We start from the raw sequence: 20,244 nt of genomic DNA on the forward strand, positions 1-20,244 counted from the left end.
GGGGGCTCATCGGGGCAGGTCCTTCCACGCGGCGTCCTTGTCGACGCGGTGTTCACCCGGCAGGCCGAGGATCCGCTCGGAGATGGTGTTGCGCAGGATTTCCGACGTGCCGCCCTCGATCGAGTTGCCGCGCGCCCGCAGGTAGCGGTAGCCGGGCCCGCGGCCGACCAGGTCGACCGTCTCGGGCCGGCGCATGGTCCAGTCGTCGTAATACAGGCCGGATTCGCCGTGCAGCTCGATCTCGAAGCCCGAAATCGCTTGCGCCAGCTTGGCGAACGCCACCTTCATGCCGGCCCCCTCGGGCCCCGGCTGACCGGTGGCGGCCTGCTGCCGCAGCCGTTCACCGGCGAGCCGGAAGACCTCCGCCTCCACCCACAACCGCATCAGCTGATCGTGCATGGCGGGGTCGCGCAGGGCCGGCTCGGCGCGCCAGGCGTCGGCGACCTTGCCGATGTGGCCGCCCTCGCGCGGCGCGCCGGCGCGGGAACCGATGGCGACCCGTTCGTTGTTCAGCGTGGTGGTCGCGACCCGCCAGCCCCCACCCTCCGGGCCCAGCCGGTTCGCGTCGGGCACCCGGACGTCGGTGAGGAAGACCTCATTGAACTCGGCCTCGCCGGTGATCTGGCGCAGCGGCCGGATCTCGACGCCGGGCTGCGTCATGTCGCAGAGAAAGTAGGTCAGGCCGGCGTGTTTGGGCACGGCCGGATCGGTGCGGGCGACCAGGATGGCCATGTGCGCGTGCTGCGCCTGCGACGTCCACACCTTCTGCCCGTTGACAATCCACTCGTCGCCGTCGCGGACCGCGCGGGTCGACACCCCGGCGAGGTCGGATCCGGCACCCGGCTCGCTGAACAGCTGGCAGTAGATCTGCTCACCGGTGAACAACGGGCGCAAGAACTTTCGCTTCTGTTCGTCGGTGCCGAACTCCGCGATGGTCGGCGCGGCCATGCCCATGCCGATGTAGTTCTTGGGGGTGCCGCCCACCGGCGCCCCGGCGGCGGCCAGCCGGGCGTCGACGCGCTCCTGAGCGGTGCGCGGCAGATCCAGCCCGCCGAAGCCCCGCGGCAGGTGCACCCAGGCCAGTCCCGCATCGTATTGCGCGCCAAGGAATTCCCGCGCGTCGCCGTCCTTCGGATCATGCTCGTCGAGCAGTGCCTGCACCCGCGCGTCCAGCTCGGCCGCGTCGAAGGCGTTCATTGACCGCCGCCGGGGGCGGAGCGGAATCCCTGCGCGGCGCCCAGCAGCAGACCGCCGTCGATGACCATGGTTTCGCCGGTGATCCAGCTCGCCGCGTCGGAAACCAGGAAGGCGACCGCCGCGGCCACGTCGATCGGTTCGCCGATGCGCCCGAGCGCGATCGACGACGCCAGCGGATCCTCGTGGTCCTTCCACAGCGCCTCGGCCAGCCGGGTGCGCACCACCCCGGGGCAGATCGCGTTGACCCGCACGCGCGGCGAAAGTTCCAGCGCCAGTTGCTTGGTGACGTGGATCAGCGCCGCCTTGGTGGCGTTGTACATGCCCATCGCCGGCGACTGGTGCATGCCGCCGATGGAGGCCGTGTTGACGATCGATCCGCCGTGCTCACCCATCCACGACTTGACGGCGAGCGAGGTCCACAGCAGCGGAGCCCACAGGTTGACGTCGAAGATCTTGGTGAAACGGGCATGATCCTGGTCGATCAGCGCGCCGTACGCGGGGTTGGTCCCGGCGTTGTTGACCAGGATGTCGAGGGTGCCGAAGCGCTCGAGGGTCATGTCCACGCAGCGCCGGGCGGCCTCCTCGTCGACCGCGTGCGCCCCGACGCCGACGGCCCGCTCGCCGACCTGCGCGGCGGCCTCGTCGGCCGCCTCCTGCTTGCGCGCGGTCAGCACCACGTTGGCGCCCGCTGCCGCGAGCTGTTGAGCGATCGACAGGCCAATTCCGCGTGACGCGCCGGTGATGATTGCGGTACGGCCGGTCAGATCTTGTGAGGTCATGTCGTTGGCCTTCCGTCGTTTGCCACCGAATCTTATTCGCGATGTTTTGGACATGTGTTGAGGTGGTATGCCACGCGCATGCTATCGAAATTGACACTCATGAAACCGCTGGTCGTCGCCGGGGCTGTCGCAGCGGCTATCGCCGCAGCGCCCGCGGCCGTCGCTGACGTTTCCGTCGCCGGACCCGCGCCGACCCACATCACGTTCAAGCAGGACCCGGGCGGCGGCGGCTGCGACGCCAACGGAAACTGCGGCTCGGGAGGCCAGTTCAACGGTCCCGGCGGCGGACCCGGTGGTCAGGGCTGCGTCCCGGGTGTGGGCTGCGGCTCCGGCGGCCAGTTCGCCGGCCCCGGCGGAGTGCCCGGCGGCACCGGCTGCCTGCCCGGCGTCGGCTGCGGCTCCGGCCACGGATAATCGCTCAAACCCGGTCAGCCTCCCGAGAGCCTGGTGATCCAGGCCCGGGAGGCTGACGGGTCTATCACGTCGTCCAGCTCGAACGTGGTGGCCGCCCGCAACGCTTTGCCGTGCTCGTAGGCGGCGGCCACGAGGCGATCGAAGAGACTCTGCCGTTCGGCGGGATCGCCTGAATTTTCCGCCGCGGCCAATTCCTTGCTGTAGCCAAGGCGCACAGCGCCTTCCAATCCCATGCCGCCGATCTCGCCGGTCGGCCAGGCGATGGTGAACTGGGGCGCTCGGAAGGAGCCGGCGGCCATCGCCATCGCGCCGAGCCCGTATGCCTTGCGCAAGATGATCATGCCCAGCGGCACCGTCAGCCGCGCGCCGAGTACGAACATGCGGCCGAAGCGGCGCACCGCCGCCTGGGTCTCCGCGTCAGGACCCACCATGAAGCCGGGGGTATCGCACAGCGAAATCACCGGCAGCCCAAACGATTCGCACAGGGCCAGGAAGTCGCCCGCCTTGTCGGCCGCCTCGGCATCGATCGCGCCGCCCAGGTGGTGGGTGCTGTTGGCGATCAGCCCGTACGGCACCCCTTCGACGCGCACCAGCGCGGTGACGATGCCCACGCCGTAGTCTGCCCGCAGCTGAAGGACCGATCCGACGTCGACGATCGCCTCGATCGCCCGGTGCACGTCGTAGGCGCGTAACCGGTTCTGAGGCACCACATGCCGGGCCAGCCGGGGGTCGGGCGCTTCCCACTCACCCAGGCTGCCCTGAAAGTAGGACAGGTACTGCTTGGCCAGCGCCACGGCGTGCGCCTCGTCCCGGGCGACCAGGCCGACCACGCCGTTGCGGCGCTGCACACCGATCGGCCCGATCGCCTCCGGCGGGTACACGCCCAGCCCGCCGCCCTCGATCATCGCCGGCCCGCCCATCCCGATGTTGGCGTCCGGCGTGGCGATGATCACGTCGCAGACCCCGGCCAGGGCGGCGTTGCCGGCAAAGCATCGGCCGGACACGATCGACACCAGCGGCACCTCGCCGCGCAGCCCGGCCAGCATCCGGAAGGTCGGCACGTCCAGCCCGGCAGCGCCGCCGACGTCGGTGTCGCCCGGACGGCCCCCGCCGCCCTCGGCGAACAGCACCACGGGCAGTCGCTTGCGCGCGGCCAGGTCGAAGGCGCGATCGGTTTTGGCGTGGTTGCGCATGCCCTGCGTGCCGGCCAGCACGGTGTAGTCGTAGGACACCACGACGGCCTCGGCGGCGGCCCGCCCGAACCGCTCCGCGCCGATGGTCGCCAGGCCGGCGACCAGGCCGTCGGCCGGGGTGTTGGCGATCAGGTCCTCTTCGGAACGGCGGCTGCGCTGCGCCGCGATGGCCAACGCGCCGTATTCGACGAAGCTGCCGGGATCGACCAGATCGGCGATGTTCTCCCGCGCGGTGCGGCGGCCCTGCTGGTGCCGCTTGGCGACGGCCGCCGCACGGCCCTCGTCCAGGGTGAGCGCGTGGCGCCGCGTCACCTCGTCGAGGTCGGCGCGAGGCCGGTCGAGATCGGTTGCGGCCCTCGCGGATTCTCCGCCGTCCCCCGCGTCCGTGCGGGTGAAGATCAGCAGCGGGTCGCCGGTGCCGACGACCTGCCCGGGCGTCACCAGAATCCGGACGGTCCGCAGCGCGTCCGGCGCGACGAGCACGTGCTGCATCTTCATCGCCTCCAGGACGACCAGTTGGCTTCCGGCGGCGTACTGCGCCCCCTCGGGCGCCACCTCGACCACGGTGCCGGCCAGCTGCGCGCGCAGCGCGTCCTCGCCGGGATAGAGCTCGACCTCCGCCGGCGGCGGTTCTTGCACGTGTGATTGCGCGGCGCGGGCCAGCTCGGGAAGTTTCTCGTCGACGAAACCGGTGCTCACCCAACCGGATTCGACGCGGTCCGCGCGCAGCAGCTCGCGGAGGAATCCGATGTTGGTGTGGATGCCCTCGATGCCGAACTCGGACAGGGCGGTGCCGGCTTTGCGTAGCGCCGCCGGCCACGACGTCCCCCGCACATGGACGATGACCTTGGCCAGCAGCGAGTCGTACTGGGGGCTCACGACCAGCCCGGGCCGGCCATAGGTGTCGACCCGCACGCCCGGCCCGCTGGGCGGGGTGAACGCCGTGAGCGTGCCCGCCGACGCCAGCACGGAGAAGTCGGGCCCGAAAGTCTCCGCGTTGACCCTGAGCTGAATCGCGATGCCGCGCTGGGCGGCCGGCTCGCCGATGACTTCGAGCCCGTCGGACGCGATCCCGGCCGGCAACCCCAGCCCATAGAAGGACGCGCCGCCGGCGATCGCCAGCTGGACGGCCACCAGGTCGAGTCCGGTGGTTTCCTCGGTGATGGTGTGCTCCACCTGGATGCGCGGGTTGACTTCGAGGAAGACGAAATCCTCGCCGGTGACCAGGAATTCGACCGTGGCCAGCCCGCGCAGGCCCACGCGCGCGCACAGCCGCACCGCCGCCTGATGCAGCGCCCGGCGCAGCTCATCCGAAAGCCCTTGGGCGGGGGCTATTTCGACCAGCTTCTGGTAGCGGCGCTGGATGCTGCAGTCGCGATCCCCGACCGCCAACGCGTGCGTCTGGTGGCCGGCCGGCGCGGCGACGACCTGCACCTCGATGTGGCGGGCGTCGTCGAGGAGCGCCTCGGCGTACAGCGCCGGTTCGCCGAAACCCAGCTGCGCCTCGGCCGCACAGCGCTGGTAGGCGTCGTCGATCTGATCGGCGCGGTGCACCTTGCGCATTCCCCGTCCGCCGCCGCCGGCGAGGGCCTTGAGCATGATGCCGCCCTGCTGCGCCGCGAAGAACGCCTTGACGTCCCCGACGCTGCTCGCCCCGTCGGTCGCGGGAAGCACCGGCACCCCGGCGGCCAGCGCGGCGCCGCGGGCCGCGGTCTTGTGGCCGAGCAACCCGAGCACCCCGGGGTCGGGACCGACGAACGTGAGGCCGCCGGCCGCGCACGCGTCGGCGAATTCGGCGTTCTCGCTGAGGAATCCGTATCCGGGGTGGATGAGGTCCGCGCCGGAGCTCTTCGCCACCGCCAACACGGCGGACTGGTCCAGGTAGGCCCGCGGGCCGCTGCCGGGCAACCCGATCGCCTCGTCGGCCGCGTGCACGTGCGGGCTCTGCGCGTCGTCGCCGGCGTACACCGCGATGGTCCGCATGCCCAGTTCGGTTGCGGTGCGGATGATCCGCAGTGCGATCTCGCCGCGGTTGGCGACCAACAGGCTCGCGCTCATCGCAGCGGCTCCCCCCACCGCACCTGTTCGCGGAGCCTGGCCTTGAGCAGCTTGCCGCCGGCGTTGCGCGGCAGCGCGGTATCGACCACCGTGACGTATTGCGGCACTTTGAAATCGGCGAGCCGGCCGCGGCAGTGCTCCAGCACGGCCGGCACGTCGATGTCGTCGTCACCGCCGAACAACACCGCCCCCACCTTCTCCCCCATGACGTCGTCGGCGACCCCGAGCACGCAGGCGTCCGCGACGTGGGGCGCCCCCAGCAGCACGGCCTCGACCTCGACGCTGGAGACGTTCTCGCCCCCGCGGTTGATGATGTCCTTGAGCCGGTCGATGAGGTGCACCCTGCCCGCGTCGTCGACGCGCACCACGTCGCCGGTGTGCAGCCAGCCGTCGGCAAAGGTCGTCGCCGTGGCTTCGGGCCGGTTCCAGTAGCCGGCGGTGACGTTGGCGCCGCGGGTCACCAGCTCACCCACGCCGGGCTCGTCCCCCAACGGGATCAGCCCGAGGTCCACCGACGGGACCGCGTACCCGACCGAGTCGGCGTGTTCGACGGCCTCGCCGTCGGGCAGCACCGTCATCAGCGATGCCGTCTCGGTCATGCCGTAGCCGTTGAACACGGTGGCGTGGCCGAACGCGTTCTTCACCGTCCGCACCAGCGACGGGGCGATGGGGGCCCCGCCGTATCCCACCCACCGGATCCCCGAGACGTCGGTCCCGGCAAACCCCTTGTGCCGCAACAACAGTGAGTAGATCGCCGGCACCGTCACCAGCACCGACACGCGCTCGGCGCCCAGCGCGGCGATCAACGCGTCGAGGTTCAGGGTGGGCATGATCACCGACGCTCCCCCGAGCCGTGCGGCGGCCAAAAGTTGTGAATTGCAACCCGTCACGTGGAACAGGGGAACCGAGATCAGCGTCCGCATTCCCTCGCCCAGGTCCCGCGGTTGTTGCAGACACCGGATCGCGTTCTCGGTGTTGGTCAGGAACGCCTCGTGGGTGGTGGGCACCCCTTTGGGGTGGCCGGTGGTGCCCGACGTGTAGAACAGGGCGGCCACGTCGGTGCGGCCGAGTTGCTCGCTGACGTACGGCGGCCCTTCGGGCAGCGGGGAATCCGGCGCCAGATCGAGCCCCGCACCCGAGTCGGACAGGACGAAGTCGACCTCCGGTTGAGCGGAGCGCGTATTGACCGCCACCGCAATGCCGCCGGCCATCACGACGCCCCAGAACGCGAGCACCCAGTCGATCCCCGCGGGGTACCGCACCGCGACCCGGTCGCCCCGCTTGATACCTTCCGCGCGCAGCCCACCGGCCACCCGCGCGGCGCGGTCCCAGAGTTGTCGGTACGTCAGCCGGCCGCCGCCCAGCTCGACCAGCGCCTCGCTGCCCGGACGGGTGTCGACGTGTTCGGCGAGCATGTCCAGCAGGGTGGCGGGCAGCTCGTCGTAGCGCGGGACGCCGTCGGGGCCGCGGGACACGCCGACCGTCGGGAACGGGTTGTGGTCGCGCGCGATTTCGATCACTGGAGGCATACCCGGTCCTTACTATCCGGTGTCCTATCGTGATAGCGGTGACGAACGATTCCGCCATCATGCCCGAGGCGTTTTTCACTGTAGACGGCGACTCCTACGTTCCGGGCGCGATGACGCAAGGGCCGTGGGGCGCGGCCATGGGCGGCCAGATCGTCGGCGGCCTGTTGGGTTGGGGCATAGAGCAATCCGGCGTCGATCCGGACCTGCAGCCCGCCCGGTTCACGGTCGACCTGTTGCGCCCGGCGCTGATGTCGCCGGTGCAGATCCGGACATCGGTCCTGCGGGAGGGTCGGCGCATCAAGCTGGTCGACGGCGAGCTGGTACAAAACGGCACGGTCGTCGCGCGGGCCAGTGCGCTGTTCCTCCGTCGCGGCGATCATCCGGACGGCCGGGTGTGGTCCTTCCCGGTCGAGATGCCGCCGCCGCCGACATCCTCCGACGGCTTCCCGGAGGCCATGCCGTTCCTCATCTGGGGGTATGGGGCCACCCGCGACGGCAGCCCGGGCATCGCCGCCGGCGAGTGGGAGCAGTCCGACTCGCAGAAGTTCGCGTGGGCCAGGATCTTTCGACCGATGGTGCAGGGCCACCCGCTGACCCCGTTCACCCGGCTGGCGTTCGTCGGTGACATCACGAGTTCGCTCACCCATTGGGGCACCGGCGGATTGCGCTACATCAACGCCGACTACACCGTCACCGCTAGCCGGTTGCCCGACGGCGAATTCCTGGGGTTGGCCGCCCAGAGTCACTACGGCACGGCCGGGGTCGCCACCGGGGCGGCCACCCTGTTCGACCGGCGCGGCCCGCTCGGCACCAGCTCGGCGCTGGCCCTGGCGCAACCGGCCGACGCGTTCAAGCCGACCTACGCGTAATCCATCAACTGGGCGGCGACCGTCGCCCCGAGTTCCCAGCACGCCTGCAGCTGCTCCTTGCCGGGCTTGCCCGAAACCACCACCGTCTCAGCGGCTTTGGACCAACCCAGCCCGGTCGTGATGGTGTCGACCGCGCGCTCGGCGCCCTCGGTGCCCTCGTTGCCGTGCAGGTACAGCCCGAATGGTCGCCCGCGGGTGGAGTCGAGCAGCTGGTAGTAGGAGCAGTCGAACGCGTGCTTGAGGGCGCCCGAGATGTAGCCGAGATTGGCCGGGGTGCCCAGCAGGTAGCCGTCGGCGGCCAGCATCTCGGCCGGCGACACCGTCAACGCCGGGCGGCGCAGCACCTCCACGCCCTCGATCTCGGGGTCGGTCGCGCCGGAGACGACCGCCTCGAACATCTCGTGCGTGTGCGGCGACGGCGTGTGGTGCACGATCAGCAGCGTCTTACTCATGGTCGCCCTGCAGGTTCACGGCCGTCTTCATGGCTTCGCGGGCGCGGCGTCGATCCCCGGCGTAGTCATAGGCGCGGGCCAGCCGGTACCAGCGCCGCCAGTCGTCGGGGTGGTCTTCCACTTCGGTGCGCACCGTGGCGAACAGCGCGTCGGCCGCGTCACGCTGGATGCGGCCCGACGGCCGGCGCGGCAGGTCGCTGGTGTCCAGTTCCATTCCGTCGGCGGCGATCAGGCGCGCGAGCCGCTGATGCGCGAACCCCGCGCGCAGGGTCGCGACCATCGCCCACAGGCCGATGACGGGCATGACCAACACCGCCAGCCCGAGGCCGACGGCGGCGGCCCGCCCGGAGGCGATCATGGCGACGGCCACCCGTCCCAGCAGCGCAAAGTACACCAACAGCGCGACGCACATGAAGGCGACGAGCAGTTGGGTGCGCAGCGCTTTGGTCATTGCAGGTTGAGCAGGGGCTCCAGGCCCACCGTCAGTCCGGGGTGTTCGGTGATGCGCCGCACCGCCAGCAGCACGCCCGGCACGAACGATGTCCGGTCGAGGCTGTCGTGGCGGATGCTCAGCGTCTCCCCCTCGGTGCCGAACAGGATCTCCTGGTGCGCGACCAGCCCGGCTAGGCGCACCGAGTGCACCGGGATGCCGTCCACGTCGGCGCCCCGCGCGCCCGGCAGGCTGGTGCTGGTGGCGTCGGGGTTGGGCGGCAAGCCTTTTCGTGACTCGGCGATCAGTTTGGCGGTGCGCGTGGCGGTGCCCGACGGTGCGTCGGCCTTGTGCGGGTGATGCAGCTCGATCACCTCGGCCGAGTCGAAGAAGGGCGCCGCCTGCCTGGCGAAGTGCATCGACAGCACCGCCCCGATGGCGAAGTTCGGCGCGATCAGCACCGAGGTTTTCGGGTTCTCGGCGAGCCAGGCCCGCACCTGCTGCAGACGCTCGGCGGTGAAGCCGGTGGTGCCGACGACGGCGTGAATCCCGTTGCCGATGAGGAACTCCAGGTTGCCCATCACCACGTCGGGGTGGGTGAAGTCGATGACCGCCTCGGTGCCGCCGTCGGTCAGCAGGCTCAGCGGGTCACCGGCATCCACCTCGGCGGACAGCGTCAGATCCTCGGCGGCCTGCACGGCGGCCACCATCGTCGAACCGACTTTTCCCTTGGCTCCCAGCACTCCCACTCGCATGGCCTTCACCCTAGACCGAGTCCCTTCTGCGCCGCGGCGTGCGTCGAGGGGTTATCTCAATGACAGCTCGGACGTGGGTTTCTCGCGCCGATCAGGTGTGGACGATCCAGGCCGCTTCGGTGTAGGGAGCGGGTTGCGAGGGATCGTTGATCGTGATGTACAGCTCGCCTCCCGTCGGCATAGCGAAACCGACGAATCCATGTGCGGTCTGCCCGTCGTGAAGGCCACCGGATTCCAGCGGGGGCATCTTGTTCAGTCTCTGGTAGTCGACCGCCATCGTCGCCGGCTGGGGGGCGTCGTTGCCGCCGCCGTATCCGGCGAACATATAACGCTGGTCGAACTGGAAGAAGTAGTGGGACGTCGCGGTGATCGTCATTTCCACCACGTTGCATGCGGAGCCAGGCGTCGGACTCGCAAAATGCGAGGCGCACCCCGGCGGTAACCACGTTGCACTGTCGATAGTGATGTCGGCGGTCGCGCCGCCGGCCGCCCGCGCATGCACGGGCACGCCCATCTGACCGGTCGGGAACGGTGGGCTCTCGGACGCGGGGTCGGCCGAACCGGAGGGACACGAGCATGTGGCAATGACCGCCGCGGCCGCGGCTGCCGCACCTACAAATCCCGCGCGCACCACGGGTGGTTACCCGCGGCGCTGCCACGAGAAACGCGTGGCTGGCGGCGGTGCGACGCCTCGCCTACTTTTTGAACCGCCCGGCGAAGCCGCGCAGCGGCAGGTCGGCGCTGGTGATCAGCCCCGGCGGCGCCGCGATCACCGACTTGATCGCGGCGAGGGCGGGCATGCCGGTCACGGTCATGCCGATCGAGGCGAAGCTGTCCGGGTTGGACAGGTCCACGCCGGGCTTGGGAAAGATCATGTGCTTGTTGTAAATGCACGGATCACCCTTGATCTGGGTGATGTAGCAGCCCTTGATGTTCCAGCTGGGGTCGGTGTGCGGGGTCATCTGCCATTCCAGGTGTGTCTCGACCCGCGGCACGCCGTCGACCATGCCCTGGTACTTGATGTAGTTGCCGCCCAGCGAACCCTTGGGCAGCGTGTACCAGCCCAGGTCGACGTCCTTGGTGCAGGCGCCCAACTCGTAGCTGAACGTGACCTCGTCGAGTGTCAGGTCGAAGCAGTCGGCCATCATGTACACGCTGTCGGCGAAGACGCGGGTGTACTTCTCGAGCTTCGACGGGATGTCGGGATCGTCGACCGGCTGGCCGTAGCCCACCTCGATCCAGGTGTCCTTGGAGTGGTGGCACGACACGTCGACGGACTCGATGGTGGTGATGTTCTCGATGTCGGCGACGTCGGCCGAACACACCACGCCCAGAATCTGATTGAGCCCCGGGTTCATTCCGGTGCCGTAGAACGTGGCACCGCCCTTCTCACAGGCCTCGGCCAGCAGCTTGCTCACCGGTTTGCCCGACGGATGCGGGTGATTGGTGTCGCGATGCCAGCCGGTGATCCAGTCCGCGGTGGTGACGATATCGATGCCCGCCTCGAGCACGTGTAAGTAGAGGTCCTCGTCGGGGAACACGCCGTGGAAGGTCAGCACGTCCGGCTTGGCGGCGATGATCTCCTCGATGGTGCCGGTGAACTTCACCCCGTTGGTGCCCACGCCGGCGAACTCCCCGGTGTCCGTGCCGACCTTCTCCGGCGAATAGGCATGCACGCCAATGAGTTCGAGATCGGGCTGGGTCGCGATCCGCCTGATCATCTCCGAGCCGACGTTGCCGCTTCCGACCTGAAAGACGCGGATCGGTGCTGTACTCATTGCGCTAAGCCTTCCTGCGATACGAACGCCTCGGGATAGAACTGCTTGGCCCACTGGCGAATTGCCGTGAATCCCTCGTACTCGTCGGGGGCCAGTGCGGGTGGATCCGAATACCGTTGGTGCTGCCAGATTTCGATGTCCTGGGTGAACTGGCGGATCACTTCCTGGCCGAATTCGTCCGCCTTGCGCTCGGCGCGTTCCGAATCGCCGCCCGGCGCGCGGCCGATGTAGACCATGAACCGGACGTCGGAGGTGCGCTCGTCCACCGGGGTGATCGCGGAGATGGTGCGGTTGTCGATCATCCCCCAGCTCTTGGTCACCGCGATGCCCAGGCCGCCGTTGATGGCCTGCACGCCGCTGTTGACGTCCTCGATCAACTGGGCGTCGTCGCCCTCGAAGGTGATGGTGAAATCGACGTACGACACCGGCTCGGCGAAGTCGTGGCGGGTGAACACCGGCACGATCGGGGTCTTGTGCACGAACTTGAAGTGCGCGAAGTCCACCCCGTTTTCCAGCACGTACTGCGGGTGCATTTCCAGGGTTTCGCGGTACAGCCGCTGCTGCGGGTAGTAATCGTCGGCGCTGCTGCCGTCGTCGAAGGCGGCGAACACATCCGGCGGCTCGAAGTACGGTTCGCGGCGCTCGACGTCGTGCCAGATGTAGACCGACGCGTTGCGTTCGACCACCGGGTAGGTGCGCATGCGCCGGCCGCGGTTGGGGCGGTCCTGGTACGGGATGCAGACGTTGCGCCCGTCGGTGCTCCACTGCCAGCCGTGGAACGGGCACTGCAGCACCTCGCCGACGACGGTGCCGCCGTACCCCAGGTGCGCCCCGAGGTGCTCGCAGTAGGCGTTCATCACGGTGAGTTGGCCCGATTCCGCGCGCCAGGCGACCATCTCGGAGTCGAAGTACTTTATCTTGTGCACGTCGCCGACGCCGATCTCGTCGGACCAGGCGACCTGGAACCAACCGGTCGGCTTCATCGACAACGGCGGCTTAGCCATCGAACCCTGCCATGTGAGCTGCCCTCCCTCGGGTACGAATATAAGCCGCGCCCCGAGAAAATCAAAGTACCCTCTATGAAACGTCGGCGGCCTGCCCGCCCGATGGATAAGATCACCCAATGACCCCTCAGACCAGCGGAGCCGGGATCGCGGGCCGGCGCCCGAACCGGCGGGGCCATGCGACTCGCGAAAGCATGCTCGAGGCCGCGCTGCGCTCGCTGGCCTCCGGCGAGCCGGGCTCGGTATCGGCCAACCGCATCGCCAAGGACATCGGCGCCACCTGGGGCGCGGTGCAGTACCAGTTCGGCGACACCGACGGGTTCTGGGCCGCGGTGCTGCACCGCACCGCCGAACGCCGCGCCGCGACGTTCTCGACGCTGTCGGCCCCGATCTCGCCGGACGCCCCGCTGCGCGAACGCGTCGGCGCCATCATCGACACCCTCTACACCGGCCTGGCATCGGCCGATTCGCGCGCGATCGAGAACCTGCGCGCGGCGTTGCCCCGCGATCCCGACGAGCTCGAACGCCTCTATCCGCGCACGGCCGCCGAGCTGTTTTCCTGGGGCAAGAGCTGGCTGGAGACCTGCCAGCAGGCCTTCGCCGGTCTGGCCGTCGACCCCGACCGGGTCCGCGAGGTGGCCGCCCTGATCCCCGGCGCGATGCGTGGCCTGGTGTCCGAGCGCCAGCTGGGCTCCTACGCCGACCTCGACATGGCGCGCCGGGGCCTGACCAACGCGCTGGCCGCCTACCTGGAGCCGTCCCGGCCGTAACCGGCTCAGGCGTCGATGACCACCCGATCGCCGCCGGCCCGCGACACGCACACCAGCATGCCGTCGTCCCCGGGCGAGGCACGGCCGCGGTGATCCACCTGCCCGGCAAGCACTTTGACCCGGCACGTGCCGCAGAACCCCTGCCGGCACGAGTAGGGCGTCGTCGGGTCGCGGTCCAGCATGACGTCCAGCGCCGTGCGGTTGGCCGGCACCGCGAGCACCCGCCGGGAGCGCGCGAGCTCGAGTTCGAACGGAACCCCGTCGACAACGGGCGCCGGGCTGAACCGCTCGTAATGCAGTGGCGCCCCGGCATATTGGTCGCGGGCGATCCGCACGGCCTCGAGCATGGCGCTCGGGCCGCACACGTAGACGGCGGTCGCCGGGCCGGCGCCGGCCAGCAGTTCCGCCACGCTCGGGAAGCGGCCGTGCTCGTCGTCTGCCCACACCGTCACCCGGTCCGGGTCCACCGACACCACCTCGTCGAGCAGAGGCATGTACTCGCGGCTGCGCCCGGTATAGATTGCGCGCCAATCGATCCCGCGCTGCGCGGCCGCGCGGATCATCGGCAGGATGGGGGTCACGCCGATGCCGCCGATGACGAACAACACGTCGCGCTCGGCGGTGCCGAGATAGAACGCGTTGCGCGGGCCTTCGAATTCGCACGTGTCGCCCACGCCGAAAGCCTCGTGCATCTCGATGGATCCGCCGCCGCCGCCGGCGATGCGGCGCACCGCGATGCGGTAGTCGGTGCGCCGCCCGGGCGGACCGCACAGCGAGTACTGCCGGCGCCGGCCGGAGGGCAACAGGACGTCGATGTGCCCGCCGGGCGTCCAGGAGGGAAGCAGCCCGCCGTCGGGGTCGGCCAACGTCAGCGCGACGACATCGGGCGCGACGAGCTCGCGTTGGGTCACGACCGCGGTCAGCGTGCGCTGCACCGGCTTCACCCGCGAGGGTTCCCACCGCGACACCGAGGCGAATCCCTCGAACACCGCCCGCACACCCCACAGCAACGACCCGAAGCGGTCGTGGGCGCGCCGGCCGTACAGGTCGGCGGGCCTGCTGGCCCAAATGCTTTCCGGCACCGGTCCCCCTAGGTCTGCCGAATGTCCAACCGCGCGAACAGCCGGACCGCCCCCGGGCTGATGCGTCGCATCGCGTAGCCGATCCTGGATTCGGCGGCGATCGGCAGCACCGCCGGTCCGGTCTTGACGGCCTTCACGATCGCCTTGGCGGTCGCCTCGGGGGTGAAGTTGCGGCGCCGGTAGGCGGCGTCGGCCTTGCCCCGCGCCCGCTCCTGCTGCTCGGCGCTCATCCCGGCGTAGATGGTGCTCTTGGCGATGTTGGTGTTGACGAAGCCCGGGCACACCGCGGTGACGCTGATGCCCTCGTCGGCGAAGTCGGCGCGCAACGATTCGCTGAGCGCCAGCACCGCCGCCTTGGTGGTGCTGTAGGCGACCATCGACTTCGACGGCAGGAAGGCCGCGGCCGAGGCCACGTTGATGATCGTTCCGCCCTCGCCGCGCTCGACCATCTGCGCACCGAACGCCCGGCTGCCGGAGATGACGCCGCCGACGTTGACCCCCATGATGTTTTCCCAATTCGCCGAGCTGGTCTCCAGGAAGCGGCCCGCCATCCCGATGCCGGCGTTGTTCACCAGGATGTCGACCACACCGTGCTCGTTACGCACTTGTGTGGCAAGGTCGTTCATCGCGGCCTCGTCGCTGACGTCGACCTGGTAGACCGCGGCCTCGGCGCACGCGGCGCGGACCGCGTCGGCGGTCTCGTCGGCGGCCGTCCGATCGCGGTCGGCCAGCACGATTTTGCGGGCGCCGCGCCGGGCCAGCTCCACCGCGGTGGCCCTGCCGATCCCGGCACCGGCGCCGGTGACCAGGGCGAGCTTGCCGCGCACCTCTCCCCGTTCGCCGCGCGACTCGACCGCGGGGGGCGCACCGGCGACGGTCCGGTCGACCCACTCGGCGGTCAGCCGGGCGACGACGTCGGGGCGCGAGGTCACCACCCAGTGCCCGCCCTCGATCGCGATCACCCTGGCGCCCTGAGGAATTGCGCCGGTGAAGCGCTGCAGTGCGGGGGTGACGAAGACGTCCCGCCGCGGAACCACCGTCTGGACCGCGACGGAGGTCTCGGGGAGTTGCGGGCCCGGCGCCAGCATGGGCGCGGGCATGTTCTGCCGGTACAGGTTGAGCCCGTTGACATAATCGGTGAGCGACCGCCTGGTGTCGTGGCGCTGGCTGCGGGTGCTGGAGCGGCCGATGCGCTCAAGGGCCTCAATGACTTTCACGCCGACGTGCGAGCGAAACGACAGCTCGGGCACCCCCGGGCACAAGAAGAAGCCGATGTAGCCCGAGGAGATCAGCTGCCTGGCGACCTGGGCCACGGCCCGTGGGGTGCGCGCGGACCGCAGAAACGCCCCCGCGTACTGCAGGTGCGGGCCCGAGATCGACGTGAACGAGGCCACCCTGGGCATCACCGAGTCGTCGGTGACCGCCGCCCAGGCCTGGATCGAGCCCCAGTCGTGGCCCAGCAGGTGGACCCGCTCGACGCCCAGGCTGTCGATGACCGCCTCGATGTCGGAGACGAGCTGCGCGAACCGGTACCCGGAAGGCTCTGCGGGAGAAGATGATTCACCGGCCCCGCGCACGTCGTAGGCGACGAAGTTGTAGGGTCGGCCGGCCAGCTCGCCGGCGACGCCGTCCCACACGTGGTGGTTGTCCGGGAAGCCGTGGATCGCCAGGATGGTCGGGCGCGCCGGGTCGATGTCGGTGTAGCGGTGCACGGCCAGCGTGACGCCGTCGCTGGCGGTGATGCGAGACGTGGTGCCCATCGGTCAGTGCGAGGCCCGCGCGGCCGGTGAGACGGCCAGGTAGTCCACGGCCAGTCCCAGCCCGCCGAGCTGCGAGGGGTGGAAGCCCGGGCGGTAGTAGTTCCCGATCGCGCGCACGAATCGCAGTGGCCCGGGCACCAATCCGCGGCGCGCGGCGGCGAAGTAGTCCCGCCAGCGCGGCTTGGCGCCCGGCGGCAGGTAGGGATCCAGCGAGTACAGGAACCGCACGCCGCGAATCCACAACAGCAGCATGGCGGGCGACACGACCAGCTGGGCGCGGACCTGCCGCCAGTGGCCGGCCCGCAGATGCTTCATGGTGTCGAAGGCCACCGCCTTGTGTTCGACTTCCTCGGCGCCGTGCCAGCGCAGCATGTCCAGCATCACCGGATCGGTGCCGATCGCGTCGTGGGCCGGCGAATTCAGGATCCACTCGCCCAGGATGGCGGTGTAGTGCTCGATGGCGGAGACCACGGACACCTGCTCGAGCAGCCAGCTGTGCTGGCGGCGCTCGCTCCAGTGGGGCCGCGGGCCGAGCAGCTTGTCGAACAGCCACTTGATCTGGCCGGTATAGGGGGTCAGGTCGATGCCCCGCGCGGCGAAGTGGGCGAGCACGCCGGCGTGCGCCTGGGAGTGCACCGCCTCCTGCCCGATGAATCCCTGGACGTCGAGCCGCAGCTGATCGTCTTTGATCAGCGGCAGGGTCTTCTTGAACACGTCGACGAAGAACTCCTCGCCCGCGGGCAGCAGCAGGTGCAGCACGTTGAGGACGTGGGTGGAGAACGGCTCGCCGGGCACGTAATGGAACGGCAGTGCCGCCCAATCGAAGTGCACGTCGCGCGCCTCGAGGACCAGCCGTTCGTGGTCGAGCGACGCGTCGTGCGGACCCGCCGCCTGGTCGTCAACGGTCAGCATTATTGCCCCCTACCTCGGCGTTTCCGACGCCGCGCGCTGCCAGTATAGTTGCGCAACCAAGTATGCGGAACCGGCGGTACCGGGTTTTGTCCCGGCCGGTGTCTAGGGCGCGACCGGGCGCAGGTCGTAGGATCCCGGATCGGTGTTGGCCAGCATGGCGCGATGCGCGGCCGGGGTGAACGGCCACACCTCGGGCACCCCGTCCTTGTTGAGATACCAGCTGTCACAGCCGGTGGTCCACACGGTGTTCGGCATCGCGGCCCGCAGCCGGGCGTTGAAGCTGTCGGTCGCCGAGCGTGTCGGTTCGACGGTGTCGAATTCCCCTCGGCGCCAACGCTGGATCCACCCCAGGATGTGATCGGCCTGCGATTCGGCGACGGTCGTGAGCGCCAGGTTGCCGACCGGGCTGTGCGGCCCCAGCATCATGAAGAAGTTGGGGAAACCCGGCATCGCGACGGTCTGATAGGCACGCGGCCCGTCGCGCCACACGTCGTCGGCGGCGATGCCGTCGCGGCCGATCAGCCGCATCGGCCGAAAGAACGCGTGGGTGTCGAAGCCGGTGGCGAGCACGATGATGTCGACGTCGTGCAGGACGCCGTCGTCGGTCACGATGCCGCGCCGCTCCACGTGGTCGATGCCGGCGGTGACCAGGTCGACGTCGTCGCGCTGCATTGCGCGGTAGAAGCCGCCCGACATCACCAGCCGTTTGCACATCGGCGTGTAGTCGGGGGTCAGCGCCCGGCGCAGTTCGGGGTCGCGGACCTCGCGGAGGCTGGCGCGGCACAGCGCGCCCATGATCTTTCGGCGCACGCCGGGCTTGGTCAGCCCCACCGCGAAGAGGTCGAACACCATGCTGTAGCCGCGGTACGCCCCCCGGTCCAGCCACGGAAACCGGTTGCGGGTGATGCCGGTCAACCGGGTGTAGCGGGGGTTGGGCAGCTTGAGCACCCACTGCGCCGTGCGCTGGAACAACATGACCCTGCCCGCCACGCCGGCCAGGCCGCAGACGAGTTGCACCCCCGTGGACCCGTTGCCGACGATCGCGATCCGCCGGCCGGCCAGCTCGACGGAATGGTCCCAGCGCGCCGAGTGAAAGACGTGGCCGCCGAAGTCGTCCAGGCCGGCGATCGACGGCATCCGGGGATGGTGCAACACGCCGGTGGCCGTGATCAAAAAGTCCGCCGCGCACTGTTCTCCGGCGGCGGTGCGCAGGGACCAGCGCCCGTTCTCGAAACGGGCGTCGGTGATTTCGGTGCCGAACCGGATGCGGTCCCGCAGGCCGAACCGGTCCGCGATTTTCCGGAAGTAGTCCTGGATTTCACCGCCCGGTGAGAACATGTGCGACCAGTGCGGGTTGGTGGCGAACGTGTACTGGTAGACCCGGGACGGTATGTCGCAGGTCAGGCCCGGATAGGTGTTGTCGCGCCAGGTGCCGCCCACCTCGTCAGCCTTTTCGAAGATCGTCACATCGGTAATGCCGCTGCGCAGCAACGCAATTGCGACGCACAGCCCGGACATGCCCGCTCCGACGACCGCTACGGCGGGATCGCGTCGCGTCATCGGAACTCCCGCGGCTCTTCGGCTACTCGGTTTCGGCGCGCTGCTTGAGGCGCTGCAGGGTGAGCCGGATGTGCTCGGTGTTGGCGGCCACCCGATCGCTGACGCCGGTGGCCTTGCCGGCGACCTTGCGGAACCACCCGGGCCGGCGGTCCCAGGTGCTCTCGGTGACCTCGCAGCCGCCGTCCGCCGCGACGATGTCGTACTGCCAGCGGGCGACGGGAAGGATGCTGTAGCGCACGTCGAAGGCGAAGCGGCGGCCCGGTTCGGCGTCGGTGACGGTGCATCTGGTGCTCCAGCGCCGGCCGCGGTTCTCGTTGTGGCCCGCGAAAACCGCGCCCGGGGCGACCGCCTCACCCTTGCGCCACTGCATCGCCACCGCCTCCTCGGCCAGCGAAGCCAGGGTGGGCAGGTGGGTGATGAGCCGGTACACCACGTCGGGGCGGGCGTCGATCTGCACGGTGGCCGAAACGCACGGGGCGGTCATCCGCCGATCATAGCCAGCGGGCGATGCGATGCACATCGATTGCGGGCCCTGTGAAGTTTCTTCACAATCGAAAGTGACTGCGCGAACGAGGGGCGATCATGCGAGTCGGCGTACCGACCGAGACCAAGACGAACGAGTTTCGCGTGGCCATCACCCCCGCCGGTGTCGCCGAGTTGGTCCGCCGCGGACACGACGTGCTCGTCCAGACCGGCGCCGGCGAGGGATCGGCGATCGCCGACTCCGAGTTCAAGGCGGCGGGCGCGCAACTCGCCGATACGGCCGAACAGGTTTGGGGCGACGCCGACCTGCTGCTCAAAGTCAAAGAACCCGTGCCCGCCGAGTATGAGCTGTTGCGGCGCAACCAGATTCTGTTCACCTACCTGCATCTGGCCGCCTCGCGCGCGTGCACCGAGGCCTTGCTGGCGTCCGGAACGACGTCGATCGCGTACGAGACGGTCCAAACCGCCGACGGCACACTGCCGTTGCTGGCGCCGATGAGCGAGGTGGCGGGCCGGCTGTCCGCTCAGGTGGGGGCGTATCACCTGATGCGCACCCACGGCGGGCGCGGCGTGCTGATGGGCGGCGTGCCGGGCGTCAAGCCGGCCGACGTCGTCGTGATCGGGGCGGGTACCGCGGGCTACAACGCGGCCCGCGTCGCGAACGGCATGGGGGCGATGGTGTCGGTGCTCGACGTCAACATCAACAAGCTGCGGTTGCTCGACGCCGAGTTCGGCGGGCAGGTCCGCACCCGGTACTCGTCGGCCTACGACTTGGAGGGCACCGTCAAGCGCGCAGACCTGGTGATCGGCGCGGTGCTGCGCCCCGGCGCCAAGGCCCCCAGCCTGGTCTCGAATTCCCTTGTCGCGCAGATGAAACCGGGCGCGGTGCTGGTCGACATCTCGATCGACCAGGGCGGCTGCTTCGAGGACTCGCGGCCGACCACGCACGACGACCCGACCTTCGCCGTGCACGACACGCTGTTCTACTGCGTGGCCAACATGCCCAGCGCGGTGCCCAAGACGTCGACGGTGGCGCTGACGAACGCGACCATGCCGTATGTGCTCGCGCTCGCCGAGCGCGGCTGGCGTGCGGCGTGCCGATCGGATCATGCTCTGGCCAAAGGCCTTTCGACGCACGACGGCGCGCTGCTGTCCGAGCAGGTGGCCGCCGATCTCGGGCTACCGTGCACCGACCCCGCCGGCGTGCTGGGCTAATCGG

19 protein-coding genes are annotated in these 20,244 nt (G+C 69.7%); 4 read left to right on the plus strand and 15 right to left on the minus strand.

The features are described from left to right. Positions 1-6 precede the first annotated feature (6 nt). Together OCU_RS41895 and OCU_RS41900 are read right to left on the minus strand one after the other, a co-directional pair. Complete coding sequence (locus OCU_RS41895; RefSeq protein ID WP_014380628.1) at positions 7-1,197, minus strand: acyl-CoA dehydrogenase family protein; 1,191 nt, start codon at positions 1,195-1,197, stop codon at positions 7-9. Then, positions 1,194-1,976 (minus strand): SDR family oxidoreductase, encoded by a 783-nt coding sequence (locus tag OCU_RS41900; protein WP_008258626.1) that lies wholly within the window; start codon positions 1,974-1,976, stop codon positions 1,194-1,196. The genes OCU_RS41895 and OCU_RS41900 overlap by 4 nt, the downstream gene beginning before the upstream one ends. 99 nt (positions 1,977-2,075) lie before the next feature. On the opposite strand from OCU_RS41900, the gene OCU_RS41905 reads away from it, so the two are divergent. Continuing rightward, positions 2,076-2,390, plus strand: a complete 315-nt coding sequence (locus tag OCU_RS41905) for a hypothetical protein (protein WP_014380630.1) — start codon at positions 2,076-2,078, stop codon at positions 2,388-2,390. A 14-nt stretch (positions 2,391-2,404) separates the two neighbouring features. Here the strand turns inward: OCU_RS41905 and OCU_RS41910 are convergent, their stop codons facing one another. Next, positions 2,405-5,641, minus strand: coding sequence for an acetyl-CoA carboxylase family protein (locus tag OCU_RS41910; protein WP_014380631.1), 3,237 nt, complete (start codon positions 5,639-5,641; stop codon positions 2,405-2,407). Next, a complete protein-coding gene (locus OCU_RS41915; protein WP_179300670.1) occupies positions 5,638-7,170 on the minus strand; it encodes a class I adenylate-forming enzyme family protein in 1,533 nt (510 codons plus the stop codon). Before OCU_RS41915 ends, OCU_RS41910 begins: the two co-directional genes overlap by 4 nt. Before the next feature lie 59 nt (positions 7,171-7,229). Here OCU_RS41915 and OCU_RS41920 point away from each other — a divergent pair, with 59 nt between their 5' ends. Beyond that, entirely contained in the window at positions 7,230-8,039 is an 810-nt protein-coding gene (locus OCU_RS41920) for a thioesterase family protein (RefSeq protein WP_036390089.1), read from the plus strand. Here OCU_RS41920 and OCU_RS41925 read toward each other — a convergent pair. From OCU_RS41925 to OCU_RS41950, 6 genes are all read right to left on the minus strand, one after another. Beyond that, positions 8,030-8,491: a flavodoxin family protein gene (locus tag OCU_RS41925; protein ID WP_008258632.1), complete on the minus strand. Its 462-nt coding sequence runs from the start codon at positions 8,489-8,491 to the stop codon at positions 8,030-8,032. The two genes, OCU_RS41920 and OCU_RS41925, sit on opposite strands and share 10 nt — an antisense overlap. Beyond that, complete coding sequence (locus OCU_RS41930) at positions 8,484-8,942, minus strand: tetratricopeptide repeat protein (RefSeq protein ID WP_009952956.1); 459 nt, start codon at positions 8,940-8,942, stop codon at positions 8,484-8,486. The genes OCU_RS41925 and OCU_RS41930 overlap by 8 nt, the downstream gene beginning before the upstream one ends. Beyond that, entirely contained in the window at positions 8,939-9,676 is a 738-nt protein-coding gene (gene dapB / locus OCU_RS41935) for a 4-hydroxy-tetrahydrodipicolinate reductase (RefSeq protein WP_008258635.1), read from the minus strand. The genes OCU_RS41930 and dapB overlap by 4 nt, the downstream gene beginning before the upstream one ends. A gap of 91 nt (positions 9,677-9,767) precedes the next feature. Further along, entirely contained in the window at positions 9,768-10,307 is a 540-nt protein-coding gene (locus OCU_RS51840) for a hypothetical protein (RefSeq protein WP_026071287.1), read from the minus strand. A 64-nt stretch (positions 10,308-10,371) separates the two neighbouring features. Beyond that, a complete protein-coding gene (locus OCU_RS41945) occupies positions 10,372-11,454 on the minus strand; it encodes an NAD(P)H-dependent amine dehydrogenase family protein (RefSeq protein WP_014380635.1) in 1,083 nt (360 codons plus the stop codon). Continuing rightward, on the minus strand, positions 11,451-12,458 hold the full coding sequence (locus OCU_RS41950) for a Rieske 2Fe-2S domain-containing protein (RefSeq protein WP_014380636.1): 1,008 nt from the start codon (positions 12,456-12,458) through the stop codon (positions 11,451-11,453). The genes OCU_RS41945 and OCU_RS41950 overlap by 4 nt, the downstream gene beginning before the upstream one ends. Positions 12,459-12,652: 194 nt before the next feature. Here OCU_RS41950 and OCU_RS41955 point away from each other — a divergent pair, with 194 nt between their 5' ends. Next, entirely contained in the window at positions 12,653-13,228 is a 576-nt protein-coding gene (locus OCU_RS41955) for a hypothetical protein (protein WP_009952948.1), read from the plus strand. Positions 13,229-13,233: 5 nt separating this feature from the next. Here OCU_RS41955 and OCU_RS41960 read toward each other — a convergent pair whose 3' ends face one another. From OCU_RS41960 to OCU_RS41980, 5 genes are all read right to left on the minus strand, one after another. Beyond that, positions 13,234-14,310, minus strand: coding sequence for a PDR/VanB family oxidoreductase (locus OCU_RS41960; protein ID WP_014380638.1), 1,077 nt, complete (start codon positions 14,308-14,310; stop codon positions 13,234-13,236). 8 nt (positions 14,311-14,318) lie between these two features. Then, positions 14,319-16,070 carry an SDR family oxidoreductase gene (locus OCU_RS41965; RefSeq protein WP_014380639.1) on the minus strand — a complete coding sequence of 584 codons (1,752 nt, stop codon included), beginning with the start codon at positions 16,068-16,070 and terminating at the stop codon, positions 14,319-14,321. A gap of 3 nt (positions 16,071-16,073) precedes the next feature. Continuing rightward, entirely contained in the window at positions 16,074-16,982 is a 909-nt protein-coding gene (locus OCU_RS41970; RefSeq protein ID WP_014380640.1) for a metal-dependent hydrolase, read from the minus strand. Between the two features lie 102 nt (positions 16,983-17,084). Continuing rightward, positions 17,085-18,542 carry a flavin-containing monooxygenase gene (locus tag OCU_RS41975; protein ID WP_014380641.1) on the minus strand — a complete coding sequence of 486 codons (1,458 nt, stop codon included), beginning with the start codon at positions 18,540-18,542 and terminating at the stop codon, positions 17,085-17,087. A 22-nt stretch (positions 18,543-18,564) separates the two neighbouring features. Further along, entirely contained in the window at positions 18,565-19,026 is a 462-nt protein-coding gene (locus OCU_RS41980) for an SRPBCC family protein (protein WP_009952942.1), read from the minus strand. Positions 19,027-19,124: 98 nt separating this feature from the next. Here OCU_RS41980 and ald point away from each other — a divergent pair, with 98 nt between their 5' ends. Further along, positions 19,125-20,240: an alanine dehydrogenase gene (ald, locus tag OCU_RS41985; RefSeq protein WP_014380642.1), complete on the plus strand. Its 1,116-nt coding sequence runs from the start codon at positions 19,125-19,127 to the stop codon at positions 20,238-20,240. Positions 20,241-20,244: the final 4 nt, after the last annotated feature.

The organism is Mycobacterium intracellulare ATCC 13950 (genome assembly GCF_000277125.1).
GTDB lineage: Bacteria > Actinomycetota > Actinomycetes > Mycobacteriales > Mycobacteriaceae > Mycobacterium > Mycobacterium intracellulare.